The following is a 12,476-nucleotide window of genomic DNA, read 5'->3' as shown; positions in this document are numbered from 1 at the left end:
TTGTCGCCCCCTAAGTCCAGCCGGCCGTTTCCGCCGCCGCGCGGTGTGTTTGCTCAAGGAAGTTCAGAACTATGGCGCCGGGATCGGGTGACTGACGCACGAGATGGTACGGAAGCACGTACTCCCCCAGTGAGGCGTCCCAGAACGCAGGAGCTTCGACGGCTGGATGGGTGTCATATCCGTCGGGATGGGGGTACGCGTATGCGTAGAAGACGCCTTCCTCAGCACCACCAGGCCAGTAGCCAGCGCTCGAGACCTCGTCACTGTAGGCCTCGTGCATGACCCAGTCGGGGCAGTTCGGAATACCACCGGGATGCCTTGGGGCAGGTCGCCCCGAGAACCGTGTGACGGCGAGATCGAATGCGCCCCAAAAGAAATGGACGGGTGAAGACTTTCCTCGGAACTCACCACGGAACTTCGACAGGACACCATGCGCACTGACAAGTGACCGCCAGAAGCGACACATGGCGTCCGCGTCGTACGAGGCGTGCACGGTGTCCTCGGCGAACGGGATCGCCTCAGGCAGTTCGACAGGGGTGCCGACCAGCGTTATGTCGAAACCGAGTTCATCGAGGTGACCGGTGTATTCGGCGTAGAAGTCGGCGACGGTCCGCGGTTCGAGCTTCATCCGGCGGGTGCTGCCGTCGGTGACGAGGAACAGCAGTTCGTGCTCGATGAAGTCGAAGCGGATCTCAAGGCCGCGGTCGCCGACGGCCATCAGTGACGTGGTGAGCCCGCGCGCGTCCACATACAGCGCGACACCCCACCAATGATTGATCTCTGGCCCGAGAGCCATCCGGGTCTTACCGACGATCTGAGTCCACAGCTGAACCGTGTCCCTGGTGTCGATCCACCTGTCCACCGGAAGGGCAGGCCAAGAGTCGTCCCTGGTGCTCATGAGCCCATGATTCCCGAAGTTCGCTCGACTCGCGCAACCGGGATGGATGCCTGGCCACGGAGCGGGCCAATTCGCAAGATGGCGGTTCAGAGCCTAAACCGAGACGATGTGCCCGACCGATCGGAGTGCAGCGCAAGCACTGTCCAGCTGAGCGCTCTGGACCAGTACAACATCTGCGACGGCGGTGGAAACGACAAAGATCGGACATCCTGACGCCGACAGCGGCGCAGCAATCGACACCGTCATCCCAGGCTCGTCGAGCCCGTGTGCAGATCCACCCGAGTAGAAGGCAAGCCAGCGATCATCCTCGTCGGGTTCAGCTCGACGAACCCGAGTTGTGCCCTCGGGCGACTTCGCCACCATCAGGTCGTCGGGCGCGCCAGGCATTTCCACACCGGGCGGTGTGTGCTCGATCTTGAACTCGCCGTCGAGTCGCGCGATGCGCTGCGGAACTATCTCGATGGTCAACGACGTCACGACAACACCGTAGCCATTCACCCGACTCCGACATCGACGCATGCCTGCTTCGTCGGCGAGGATCACGAAGTCTTTCGGCCATGCGGAGTTTGCGTTGGTTGGGCGGAGACGACAGGTAGAAACGTGTGAGGTCGACATGGTCGACACCCTGGCGGTGCAGCCGTGCCCTTGTCTGCTGAGTCAGTTCGCGGAGTCGTAGCGGGTGCAGATCACGATCGCCTCATCCAAGGCGGCGGCGCTCCCCAGAGCATCTTCGAGTTCGGAGCGTTCCAAAGTTACGGTCACCGGTTCGGCGGCTGTGGTCACCATGATCGTCATGCTGAATGGGCGGCGAGCGAGCCGGTTCACCAGCCCGACCGGGATACCGAGGTCGCGGGCCACCTCCTTCTGAGTGCCTGGGGCTTGTGTCAGTCGACCTTTGATCTCCACCTGCCAGCGAAAATCTTGAACCGCCTCTGCGCGAATTACATCCGATGGAACCGACGAACGAGCCAGGCTTGAGATGTCGGCGCGTGGGCCGAGCTTGTTGAGTTGGCGCCGTTGTCTCCAACGCCGAAGCCGCGTGTGCATCGGACCAGAGTAGGACTCACTCTTGTCTTCTGCGTTGCAATGTCCGCTATGAGTAGATTCGACCGCGATGAGCTACACACGGCTATCGGACCGGCGACCAGGCTTCTGACTTTTGTCATCAGCCGCAGGTGGCACAGCGTGTAGATACCGATGAGGGCTACCTTCACTCAGAGCCGCTCTTCCTGAGTCGGCGAGAGCGTGAAGAACGAGTCGCACCATAAACCAAGATGCATCTGATCTCATGCGCGTGAGGGTTCCTCATGCACATCGGACTATCTCAGGGCGTCTTCAATCCAGTTCGAGAACTCGCAAGCAAGGTGCCATCGGTGTTGGCTGACCATTGTCGGCAGGGTTGGAAACGGGAACTCTACGGTCAAGATCGCTTCGAACCCCGTCTCGGTGTCGCAAAACTGGTGCCGAACACCGCCAATCGGCCGGTCCTTGCCGCCGAGCGCGACCCCGGCAATCTGGAGCGGATACTTTGGGTGCGCAGGTGTCACAAGCCCTTCAGCGTTGGTGTAGTCGACGCTGAATCTTGCTGCCAGCGGGCTACCACCGGTCGTCTCGAGCACTTCCTGACGCCCATCCTTACCGGTTCGGATAACGAAGTGGTCAGGACATGCCCGCAGCATCGCAGGCTCGTTGGACTGGGCGGTTTCCTCTCGGAACCACGCGACGAACTCCCGCGCCGTCCCACCGGTCACCGCGAGACGCGTGACGCTGACCCGGCGCCGCGAACTAATAGCAGCCTGCGCCCTTGCCAACGGCTCCGAGACTCGAATGTCTCGGCTGAGCCGATCAATGATGGTCTCGCTACCGAGGGCCAGCTTGGACTGCAAGAGCGCTTCTCGCCGAGTTGCGACACTCCCAGAGGCAGGCACATCCACCCTGAGACGCTTTGCGGCGGCTGTGATTCGGCGCCCCTCCCAGGAAAGAATCTGCTCACGGCCCAGGGTCCGGCCGCCCAAAGTCGAGCTGATCGATAGTCCGCCGGATGGCATGGCAACCTCTTAACGCTAGATTCTGTAGTGTTAAGACGACAGTAGGCTGTGGCCTCGACAAAGGTCAATCAGCGGAGGAAGCCAATGCGGGGGTGCATCACGTGACAAGCGAGAGCGTTCCCCAGGCCCCTGTGACCGCCCGTCGACATGGCGGGCGAACCGCGCGCGTTCGGCGCGACGTCCTGAATGCAACACTGCGTCATATCGCTGAGCGAGGTCTCGAGGGACTGACTATTGCCGCGATCGCCACCGCGGCCGGAGTCGCACAGACCACCGTGTACCGCCGGTGGCCGACCCCCCCGTCACTCGTTGCCGATGCCCTCTCCGACTTGGCAGCAGAGCGCAACCCAATACCCGACACTGGCGACATCCGACTCGATCTATATCAACTGGCCGATCAGATCGCGCATCTTCTGGCCGAACCGGCAATCGTGCGACTCCTAGGTGTCTCATTGGCCCTGTCGGCCGATCCCGACGTCGCCACCGCTCGAACGCTGTTCTGGGAAAATCGCTTTCGGCTTTCCCAGCCTGTGGTCGACCGTGCGATCCGTCGCGGACAACTCCGACCACACTCAAACCCCCACGAAGTCATCGAGACCCTCGTCGCACCCCTTTACTACCGACTCCTCGTGTCAGACCAAGCAATCGACCGTGACCTAATCCATCGGTGCGTAGACACCACATTGAAATTGCACGCTCAACGCGTGAAAGACAGACACCACGAAGAGACCACCACAGACGGATATAGAGGACCCAACGGGCGCAGCCCTGACTGAAAGCTACCGCGCGTCACTGGATCTGGCGTGGCTTCCACTCACACCCTAGAACGACTCTTGCAGCTCAGTCCGTCTCGTCATCAGTGATGAAAGTTTCGGGCGCTTCTCGTACGTAGCTGGTTCAAAGGCGATCGGGCCCCGCCGAGCTGCCAGCGCGTTGGCGGACGGTCGATGGGGAGCCTGAGTCTGGACAATCCACGCCACTGCCCTTGCACTCCCCCACTCCCCCCCAATTGTGGGACTTACCTCCCGGCAACACGTCTTCATACGATCTTGGCGGACCGCCCGCCAGAGCCGGAAGCTGGTGCGCCGCTCACGTTCATGCACTGCGGCCGTTGGGGAAAGACCCCATGCGGCACCCACTGAAAGGTCGATGTCGATGCGTAAGAATGCTCTTCGTTCCGCTGTGATCGGTGCGCTGGCGGTGCCGGCAGTCGTGTTCGGAGCTGTCGGTACCGCGGGGGCTGATCATGTCGATGTTCCTAAACCGACGTCGCCGCCATGGACTGAGCAGCGGGACGGGCTGACCTGGTGCTATCGGGAGTGTCTGAACTGGGACAAAACCGATCATTACGTGTGCACGACCGGAAGCCCTGCGTGGGTGCTGTGTGACGGGATCATGATCGCGGTCCGGGTATTGCCCCCGCTGAACGTCGGCGATCTCGTACCGCACAACATCATTCCCTAGATTTTCCGCCTCGAACGCTATGTCGAAAGTGCTTGATAGATGACTGTTTACGAACTAGTGGTGCTCGTAGGATTCATTGGATACGCCGTGTACCGGCAGTCCCGCAGACACGAATTGGTGGGCTCTTCCCGGTTCAAGATGGCTTTGATCTACATCGTCGTCGGACTCGTCATCGGTGGGCTGCACTTGCCGGTCGGAGTGATCGGCTACGGCTTCCTGGCCGCCAGCATCGCCCTGAGCGTGGTGGTGGGTCTGATCCGAGGCCGCTACACCCGACTGTGGCGTGAAGCTGATGGGCGCGTTTACGTCCAGGGCACGACGTTCACCATCGGCATCTTCGTGGCCATGGTCGTCGTCAAGTTTGGTCTCGGTACCGCCGCCTACCTACTCGGCAACAGCGACCACGGCGGAATCGGCGAAATCGTCATCATGATCGGCACCATGATCGCCGTGCAGGCCGAATTACTGTGGCGCCGGGCGCAACCCCTACATCCCCGCACAACCGACCGAACCGACGCCCGCCGCACACCGTCCAGTCATCGACCATGAGGAGACCCGACACTATGAGACGACGGACCTACGCCGCGACAACGGCAGCACTGTGTGCGGGACTGCTCCTGCTGACCGCCGCGTGCACCGATGACGACTCCGCATCGACCCCCAGCTCGTCATCATCAGTAATCACCACTACCGCAACCGATTCCGCTGATCACGACAGCGGCAGCAACGGCGCAGGGGGCGGAGGCAGGAGCACGACCACAGTGGAGCCGCCGACAACAACGACGGACCCTCCTGACTTGACCGGCGTGACGCGCGAAACACCACCGAACCTGACCGGCGTCACCCGCAACACCAACATCAACCCACCCGCGTCGCAATGAGCACTACACCTCCGGGACAGTGGCACCGGGTAGGACAGCGGTACCAGACAGCAGAACCCGCGGCGTGAATGCTCGGCCCGCGCCCGGCTTCTCAGCGCCCGCCCGGCTAGCTGCAGGTTTCCGCCCGGGGTCGCCAGAAGACTCCGACTCCGGGCCCTCCCCGATTACGACGTCGCCGCACGAGGGATTTCGGGGCCCTAGTTGGGGGCACGTTGCGGTGGTCGCCGCAGCGGCGGTGGCGGTGGGAATATGGCATGTAGTCGCGATACCGATCACCGATCCGCACTACTCGATTTTCGGCAATTACGCCGATCTGCAGATCTACCGTGCCGGCGCGCAGGCTGTCCGCGCGGGTACCGGCCTCTACAACGGGCCTGTGCTGTGGGGAATGCAGTGGACTTACACCCCGTTCGCCGCTGCACTTTTCACACCACTAGCGGTGATGAGCCAGCACCTCGCCAATATCGTCTGGTGGAGTGCCACTTTCGCTGCTCTCGTCTTCGTGGTGGGCCGTTCAATGTGCAGCCTGGGCTATCGGGTCACCATCCGAACTGCGCTGTCGTCTGTGTTCTTGGCCTTCGTCGTCACTTCATTCGAACCGATCCGCGACACCTTCTGGTTTGGCCAGATCAATGTCTTCCTGATGGCACTGATTCTGTGTGACCTTCTCCAACCCAGTAAGTCACGGCTGCGGGGGTTCGGAGTCGGCGTAGCGGCCGGCATCAAACTCACCCCGCTGTTGTTTCTCATCTATCTGATGCTCACCCGACAATGGCGAGCCTGTCTCAACGGGCTGCTCGGATTCACGTCCACGATCGTCGTGGGTTACGTTGTTGCGCCTCACGATTCGTGGACGTACTGGAGTGGACGGTTCCTTGATGCAGCGAACGTCGGTGGCGTCGACGCCCCGGCCAACCAATCCATCAACGGTTTCTTCGCCCAGATGCTCCGGTTCTACGACATCACCCGCTACCTCAATGACGCCACCGGGACGTTCGAGTCACCCATGTGGTTGTGGCTCTGCGCCGCCCTACCGGCACTGGGCCTGGGTTTGTGGGCCGCTGCCGTCGCCCACCATCAGCGTCAGGAACTTCTGGCCATCACCGTGACAGCGATGACCGCAACCGCGGTGTCCCCGTTCTCCTGGGGCCACCACTGGGTCTGGTTCGTGCCTCTGTTCATCATCACGCTGCACTCCGCATGCACACGTCCTTCCGCACTGCGGTTGATGGCGCCCGCGGCCCTGGCGGTCCCGGTGTTCGCGTGGTGGTGGAACTATTGGGGCAGCGGACCCTGGCGCGACACCGACCACGTCATCGGCATCGGACTGTTCATGCTGCCTCGGCCCGACAACCCTCACTGGTGGCAACAGCTGACCGTCCCCCTTTACGCCGGGTGCTACGTGCTGATATTCGTCGTCGTCACCTCGTCAATTCTTGTGTCCCGACGCCGATAGCCGTACCGGCATGACACCCTTGCCCGCTTCTCAACGTCGGCGTCCATGTAGTTCCTCGATTTCCGGGTGTGCTCGCCGTGGCACACCCGGGATTCACTTCGTTTCGACTGTCTGCGCGCTTTCGCAAGCGGCGTGGTCGTATTCGTGGCGCACCGTGGCGCTGGCGGTGGCCTCGATGACGGTGGCCAGGTGTGGGCGTCCCGGGGGCGCGACGCGAATAGTGACTGAACCCGATTGCGCGGCATCGAGGTGCAGGGCCGCGGCGTGCTGAAGACGGGCGGCGACGAGGGTTTCGGCGTCATCTAAGGCGCCGTCGTCGAACAACAGCACAGAGACACCGCGGGCCCGGGCCGCCCATGCCGCCCGAGCCACGTCCGGAGTGTCGAACGCTCTGGCACGGATGCTGTCGCGCAGGCGCGCCTCGAGAAGAGTTGCGTTCGTTCGCTGTTGATCTGACAACCCGGCCTGGTCAGCTATTGCGGTGAGCATGGGCCGGGCCAGTTCATCGAGACGTCGGAGTTGATAGGCGCGTTCGACCCGAGCCGCTTCGATAGCAGCCCGCTCGGCACTGCGCGCAGCGTGTTCAGCACGCAACCTGTAAATATCACGGGCGGCAGGACGCAAGATCGCTGCAAAAAAGGTGGCCATCATCATCACTCCCGCGTTCGACAGGTACACCGGCACTGCCACCTCCGGTCCCTGACCTGTCGCGATTCCCCACCATGCGTACACCGCACATGCCGCGACCTGACCGGCCCACGCCCAGCCGACCCGACCCCGAACGCACAGGAACGCACACACGACCACGCCGCCACCGACGGTCGCTGAGGCCTGCAGCGGATCGCTCAGAGGAACTGGAAGGCCCGGCCACACCACGGCGATCTGCAACGCCGGGACCGCCGCGCAGACCATCCCCGCCCACCGGTGAATGGGATCTCCGCGCGCAGCGACGACCACGACAACTCCCGCCGCCAGTAGCGCCAATGACCCCATCGCCGGAGCAAGTGACATGCCAGAAGCGAAAGAGCCCGCCGTCGCTACGACAGCGCAGGCCACAAACCCCGCGGCCACCGCCGTTGCCCATCTGGTTTGCATGCCGATGATCGTGGAGGCATCACCACGATGCGCACCCTCAGCCCCATCCAGCAGTATCTGCCGCCGGTGGAGCGCCCGGAGTGCACGACCGCGTGATCGGGACGAGACACCGCCGAGGGAACCGGTCGATGACGCTGTTCGCGGTGTACCCGGGCCCGCGGGTTGCGCCCATTCGAGTTCGACCACGGTTCCAGCACCTCGTTGACTGACGATCGCCGAACGGCCACCAGGCACACTCTTCAACCGTGCGGTGATACTGCCTGCGATTCCGAAACGGCCCATCCCTGCCGTCTCGGGATCAAATCCTTGACCGGAGTCGACGACGTCGACCTTGAGTCGACCGGCAGCGAGCTCGATGTTGACCCGGGTGTGGGCGGCCGGCCCTGCGTGTGATGCGCTGTTACGCACTGCTTCTGCCATGGCAGCAGCAACTGCCGACACAGCGTCTACCGGGAACGTCAGAGCCGGGTCGTGGACGTAGGTGGTCAGCGCGACGTCGTGGTCGCAGTCTGCCAGGGCTCGCTGTAGCCGCTTCATCACCGCTGCCGCCGATTCTGGGGCGCTGTCGCCGGTAGGGGCGGCAAGCCCATCGAGTGCGGTCAGCGCCGCCCTCGCCTGCGCCGGCAGACGTCGGGGGGTGTTGGTACGGGCAGCCTCGAGCAGCGTGGCAATCACCCGATCGTGCACCAGGGCATCAAACCGGGCGCGTTCGCCATCACGGGCAACCCGTGCCGCGGCGGACGCAGCGTCTCGGCCCACCTCCTCACGGGTGGCATCCAGCTCCCCGGCGGTACGTACAGCCATCATCACTCCGGCGACGAAAACACCGCTGAATCCCAAGGCCCACACAGTTTCTGTACTGACCCGCACCCACAGGTCCTGCGGCGTCCGCAACGGCAGTTGATTGATCACCGACGATCCTGCGGTGGCGGCCGCTTGCACCGCACACACCCAGACCGGCCGCCACACCAGCGCGGCGCACAACCCGACCAACCCCGAAAACGTCACCAACCATGTACCGCGGGTCCCGGTGAGACCTTCCCCCGTCCACGCCACCAGCCACCCCGCCGCTGCCACCACATACCCCGCCACGGCCGCCACCGCGAAAACCCGAACATAGCGCGTACCAGTGCCAAACGTTGCCGCCAACAACGCAACGCCTGGGCCGAACACCACCACGATCGCCGTCGGCGTCCACCATCCCGAAACCACCGCCGCCTCACGCCACATCTCTGGCAGTGCCACTGCAAAGTAAGCCACATATCCCGCTCCGATGAACCGGGCCACCAGACGGACAATCCACGCGCCGTCGACCGCGGCCGCGGGGCGCATCGCCGACCTGGCTCGTACAGCCATGCCAACGGCGCTTTGGACGTAGGGCACGGTACTCACTGGCGCGGTGTGCGCCCAGGCATCGGGAGCCAGCCATCCTCCACGGCCCGCTTGAAGAGGTCGAGCTTCGAGCGGGCAGGCCGTCCGGCCTGTGCATACTTCTCCCGAATGCGCTTGAGGTACTCGTGGACGGTATCGACCTGCACCCCCACTTGCTGGGCTACCCGCCCCGAGGTCTCGCCCGAGGCGTATAGCGCCAGCACCCGCTGCAACTGTGGACTCAGGTGCACTGCAACAAGATCGGGATCACCGTCGATCGCCGCGGCCCACTCGGTACCCAACACCGCCTCACCCCGCCCGGCCGCCCTGATCGCAGCGAGCACATCTCGCTGCGGCGCCGATTTGAGAACCACGCCCAGCGCCCCTGCCCGCGCAGCCGACCGCAACAGCTCCGGATACTCCCCCGACGTGTACACCAACACCTGCGCACCCGCCTGGTGCAACTGCTCCACGTTGTCTTGGGGACTCGACCCGTCAGCCAATCTCAGATCGAGCACCACCACATCTACATTCGGTGCCAACGCCATCAACTGCGGCACCGATGTCCCGGCACCCACCCACTCCAGATCCGCACACTCGGACACGACCCGCTCGATTCCCCACACCGGGGACTGATGATCGTCGACCATTCCCACCCGACACCCAGACACAGCTCACTCCATCCACCCCGACAGCAGATCGGCCCCAGTCACTCAAACTACCGCCATGGACAGGCCCCCGCAGACATTCTTCGACGTCGCGTATCGAAGCTGATCCCCCCAGTTATGGGACTAACCCACCCGATCCCCACGCTCTATCCTGGCCGAGCATGGCAAGCCGCCGCACCCCGTACGTCCGAAACATCAAACGCCTCAACAGTAATGGAACCTCATGCCATGAGTAGCAGCCGAACCATCATCGATCAGCACATCGACGCTTTCAACAATCGCACCCCGGACACAGAACCGTGGGCCACCGACGCTGAACTCGTATCGCCTGGCGGAACCTTCACCGGCCGCGACGAAGTGCTGGGTTTCCTGTCAGTGTTCCAACACGCCTTCTCCGATGGCACGCTCAGCGTCAACTCGGCCATCATCGACGGTGACCACGTCTCGGTCGAAGGTGCGTTCAACGGCACTCACGACGGCATCTTGCACAGTCCGTCCGGGCCCGTGCATGCGACCGGCAAGGCGGTGTCGTTCCGCTGGAGCGCCAGCTACGTCGTTCGTGCATCCGAACTCGCTTCTGAACACCTCTACTTCGACCAACTCGATTTCCTTGCCCAGCTCGGGCTACTACCGGTCGAACACACTCCCGCACAATAGAACCAGCGCTACCAAAAGGTGGCTCAGTCGCGTGACCGCCCTTGCCCCGACCGCCTGTCAGACGAAGCCGCAAAAGGACGCCGCCACGTGCTGTTCGCTTGGCAGCTCAGCGAGGACGACGCCGTCGACACCGTCCCATTTCGGGGACTGTTGAACTACAGCTCCGCGCGGTTATCGTCGCCTGGCGTGCTGGCCCGGGGCGCTGCTCAAAGATGTTGACAGAGAATGGATGTGTGCCATGACGGGGAGGAACAGGGTACGGCCAGGAGTGCGACCACACGGTGCGATCGCGGCAGCGGGCGCAGTGTCAATGCTCGGCGCGTTGCTGGTGGGCCCCGGGATGGCCTCGGCCGAGCCGCCAACGGCAGGGTGTACGCAGCCGGACCGCGCCGGGGTGGTTCGGTGCATCTACACCACCGCAGGCACCCACGCCCTGACTGTGCCACTGAACGTGGGGTCGGTGCAGGTGAGCGCTGTAGGTGGCCGCGGTGGGTCCCACCAAGGAACATTCGCACATTCGTCAGGTGGTCAGGGGGCAGTGGTGACAGGAACGGTGTCGATGCCAACCGGGACAAGGACACTGTTCGCAGTGGTCGGGGGCAACGGCGGAGACACCGTCGAAGGACCCGACGACACCCCAGGGGCAGCAGGCGCCAATGGCGGCGGCAACGGAGGTCGTCCCTACTGGCCAGGTCGTGAAGATCAGGCTCCCGGAGCGGGCGGCGGCGGCGCATCCGATGTACGCACCGACGCAACTGACCTCACCTCTCGGGTGCTCGTCGCAGCCGGTGGCGGTGGCGCCACCTACTTCCTCGACGGCAACGATGCAGATACCCCCAGCACCCAAGTCGAAGCCGGCCAGGCAGCCACAGCCACCGCCGGAGGCGCAGGAGGACAAAGCCGGTTCAGCTCAGTCGGCTTCGGAAAACCAGGCCGGCTCGGTGTCGGCGGAGATGGCGGATCAGTCATCGCCGGCCAAGGTGTAAGCACGATCATCGGTGGCGGAGGTGGCGGTGGCGGACTCTACGGCGGCGGCGGCGGCTCAGTTGATGCTCTTGGAAGCGGCGGCGGCGGCTCCTCCCTGCATCCCGCGGGAGGCGCGACTGCGCTGAGCGCAGAAGCCCCCTCGATCACCATCACCTACCAGCTACCCAAGCCCCCCTGCACCGGGTTGATCTGCATCACCCCAGGAAGTCTCGGCAGCAGCTGACACAAACGGGCCATTCCGGTCGCCCCAGGAAGCCGCTTACGCTGACGCATGACCGCGAACGCGTCCCCGACCTCGGGCCGAAACCCATCTCGTTCTCTGACCTATTGGGCGTTCGCCCTCGTCGTTGTGCTGTATTTGATGATCATCCAGGTCGGTGGACGCGTCATCGGCGGCCTCGCCGACGAGGACAACACCTTCACCATCCGCGGTGTGGTGGCCACCATGGCGGTGCCACTGGGGCTTGCCCTCATCTTCACCTATGCGGCGTCACGTGCCTTCCAGCGCAACACCCCGCGACAGTAACGTTGTGGCCGGGCAACTCGAGCTGGGAGGGACGATGGCGGCGAACATGAACGGGCGATGCGCAACACCGCCGGCACGGTCGCACGAACGCGAGGTGCTGAGGCTGGCAACGCGATGTGCCGGCGGTGTTTTCGCCGCGGCCACGGTGGTGATGTGGCGGTATGAGCGTTTGATGCACGAGACGGGCGGCCCAGGAATCATCGCTCTGGAGGTCGCCGGAACGCATCGGCGCGCAACCGAGATCATCAGCACCTGGGGACCGCAAGGCGTTGCGGCGGCGCGTAAATCGGTGTGGCTCGATTTCGGCTACATGAGCATTTACGGCACGTTCGCAGCCCTACTGTCTGAAAGGGCACGCCGCCGACACAGTGACCGTGCGATAAGCATTCCGCAGTACCTGGTTCCGGCGGCGTGCCCTTTCAGAC

General features: G+C 63.6%; 15 protein-coding genes. 9 read left to right on the top strand and 6 right to left on the bottom strand.

Features of this window, described 5'->3' with window-relative positions; all coding sequences use genetic code 11:
* Window positions 1-10: 10 nt before the first annotated feature.
* From CSW57_RS00655 to CSW57_RS00640, 4 genes are all read right to left on the bottom strand, one after another.
* Window positions 11-898 carry a DUF5996 family protein gene (locus CSW57_RS00655; RefSeq protein ID WP_099381032.1) on the bottom strand — a complete coding sequence of 296 codons (888 nt, stop codon included), beginning with the start codon at window positions 896-898 and terminating at the stop codon, window positions 11-13.
* 93 nt (window positions 899-991) lie between these two features.
* The gene (locus CSW57_RS00650) at window positions 992-1,375 is read right to left on the bottom strand and encodes an ACT domain-containing protein (protein WP_189339092.1); all 384 of its coding nucleotides are present in this window, start codon (window positions 1,373-1,375) and stop codon (window positions 992-994) included.
* A gap of 180 nt (window positions 1,376-1,555) precedes the next feature.
* Window positions 1,556-1,945, bottom strand: coding sequence for a hypothetical protein (locus tag CSW57_RS24200; protein ID WP_143696437.1), 390 nt, complete (start codon window positions 1,943-1,945; stop codon window positions 1,556-1,558).
* Window positions 1,946-2,217: 272 nt separating this feature from the next.
* Entirely contained in the window at window positions 2,218-2,784 is a 567-nt protein-coding gene (locus CSW57_RS00640) for a hypothetical protein (protein WP_223248966.1), read from the bottom strand.
* 155 nt (window positions 2,785-2,939) lie between these two features.
* Between CSW57_RS00640 and CSW57_RS00635 the strand changes: the two genes are divergently transcribed.
* From CSW57_RS00635 to CSW57_RS00615, 5 genes are all read left to right on the top strand, one after another.
* Window positions 2,940-3,722: a TetR-like C-terminal domain-containing protein gene (locus CSW57_RS00635; protein WP_099381934.1), complete on the top strand. Its 783-nt coding sequence runs from the start codon at window positions 2,940-2,942 to the stop codon at window positions 3,720-3,722.
* 379 nt (window positions 3,723-4,101) lie between these two features.
* A complete protein-coding gene (locus CSW57_RS00630) occupies window positions 4,102-4,410 on the top strand; it encodes a hypothetical protein (protein WP_143696436.1) in 309 nt (102 codons plus the stop codon).
* 60 nt (window positions 4,411-4,470) lie between these two features.
* Window positions 4,471-4,959 carry a DUF1453 domain-containing protein gene (locus CSW57_RS00625; protein WP_223248965.1) on the top strand — a complete coding sequence of 163 codons (489 nt, stop codon included), beginning with the start codon at window positions 4,471-4,473 and terminating at the stop codon, window positions 4,957-4,959.
* 14 nt (window positions 4,960-4,973) lie between these two features.
* Complete coding sequence (locus CSW57_RS00620) at window positions 4,974-5,291, top strand: hypothetical protein (protein ID WP_099381026.1); 318 nt, start codon at window positions 4,974-4,976, stop codon at window positions 5,289-5,291.
* A 217-nt stretch (window positions 5,292-5,508) separates the two neighbouring features.
* A complete protein-coding gene (locus tag CSW57_RS00615; protein ID WP_099381025.1) occupies window positions 5,509-6,747 on the top strand; it encodes a glycosyltransferase 87 family protein in 1,239 nt (412 codons plus the stop codon).
* 93 nt (window positions 6,748-6,840) lie between these two features.
* Here the strand turns inward: CSW57_RS00615 and CSW57_RS24360 are convergent, their stop codons facing one another.
* Entirely contained in the window at window positions 6,841-9,198 is a 2,358-nt protein-coding gene (locus tag CSW57_RS24360) for an ATP-binding protein (RefSeq protein WP_189339091.1), read from the bottom strand.
* Window positions 9,199-9,230: 32 nt separating this feature from the next.
* Entirely contained in the window at window positions 9,231-9,863 is a 633-nt protein-coding gene (locus CSW57_RS00605; RefSeq protein ID WP_099381024.1) for a response regulator transcription factor, read from the bottom strand.
* Window positions 9,864-10,109: 246 nt separating this feature from the next.
* Between CSW57_RS00605 and CSW57_RS00600 the strand changes: the two genes are divergently transcribed.
* The 4 genes from CSW57_RS00600 to CSW57_RS00585 all read left to right on the top strand — a co-directional run.
* Window positions 10,110-10,538, top strand: a complete 429-nt coding sequence (locus tag CSW57_RS00600) for an ester cyclase (protein WP_099381933.1) — start codon at window positions 10,110-10,112, stop codon at window positions 10,536-10,538.
* A gap of 229 nt (window positions 10,539-10,767) precedes the next feature.
* The gene (locus CSW57_RS00595) at window positions 10,768-11,748 is read left to right on the top strand and encodes a glycine-rich protein (protein ID WP_370623866.1); all 981 of its coding nucleotides are present in this window, start codon (window positions 10,768-10,770) and stop codon (window positions 11,746-11,748) included.
* 48 nt (window positions 11,749-11,796) lie between these two features.
* The gene (locus CSW57_RS00590) at window positions 11,797-12,051 is read left to right on the top strand and encodes a hypothetical protein (RefSeq protein WP_099381022.1); all 255 of its coding nucleotides are present in this window, start codon (window positions 11,797-11,799) and stop codon (window positions 12,049-12,051) included.
* A gap of 4 nt (window positions 12,052-12,055) precedes the next feature.
* The coding region (locus CSW57_RS00585) for a hypothetical protein (RefSeq protein ID WP_223248964.1) at window positions 12,056-12,476 on the top strand (421 nt) is incomplete at its 3' end.

The sequence above is a fragment of the Williamsia muralis genome, from assembly GCF_002735905.1.
In the GTDB taxonomy this organism is placed as follows: domain Bacteria; phylum Actinomycetota; class Actinomycetes; order Mycobacteriales; family Mycobacteriaceae; genus Williamsia; species Williamsia muralis_A.
This window is presented reverse-complemented; position numbering and strand designations above follow the sequence as displayed.

Coding starts and splice junctions, on each gene's coding strand:
- CSW57_RS00655 (WP_099381032.1), bottom strand. CDS start 898: ATGAGCACCAGGGACGACTCTTGGCCTGCCCTTCCGGTGGACAGGTGG.
- CSW57_RS24200 (WP_143696437.1), bottom strand. CDS start 1,945: ATGCACACGCGGCTTCGGCGTTGGAGACAACGGCGCCAACTCAACAAG.
- CSW57_RS00635 (WP_099381934.1), top strand. CDS start 2,940: ATGGCATGGCAACCTCTTAACGCTAGATTCTGTAGTGTTAAGACGACA.
- CSW57_RS00630 (WP_143696436.1), top strand. CDS start 4,102: ATGCGTAAGAATGCTCTTCGTTCCGCTGTGATCGGTGCGCTGGCGGTG.
- CSW57_RS00620 (WP_099381026.1), top strand. CDS start 4,974: ATGAGACGACGGACCTACGCCGCGACAACGGCAGCACTGTGTGCGGGA.
- CSW57_RS24360 (WP_189339091.1), bottom strand. CDS start 9,198: ATGGCTGTACGAGCCAGGTCGGCGATGCGCCCCGCGGCCGCGGTCGAC.
- CSW57_RS00605 (WP_099381024.1), bottom strand. CDS start 9,863: ATGGTCGACGATCATCAGTCCCCGGTGTGGGGAATCGAGCGGGTCGTG.
- CSW57_RS00600 (WP_099381933.1), top strand. CDS start 10,110: ATGAGTAGCAGCCGAACCATCATCGATCAGCACATCGACGCTTTCAAC.
- CSW57_RS00595 (WP_370623866.1), top strand. CDS start 10,768: ATGTGTGCCATGACGGGGAGGAACAGGGTACGGCCAGGAGTGCGACCA.
- CSW57_RS00590 (WP_099381022.1), top strand. CDS start 11,797: ATGACCGCGAACGCGTCCCCGACCTCGGGCCGAAACCCATCTCGTTCT.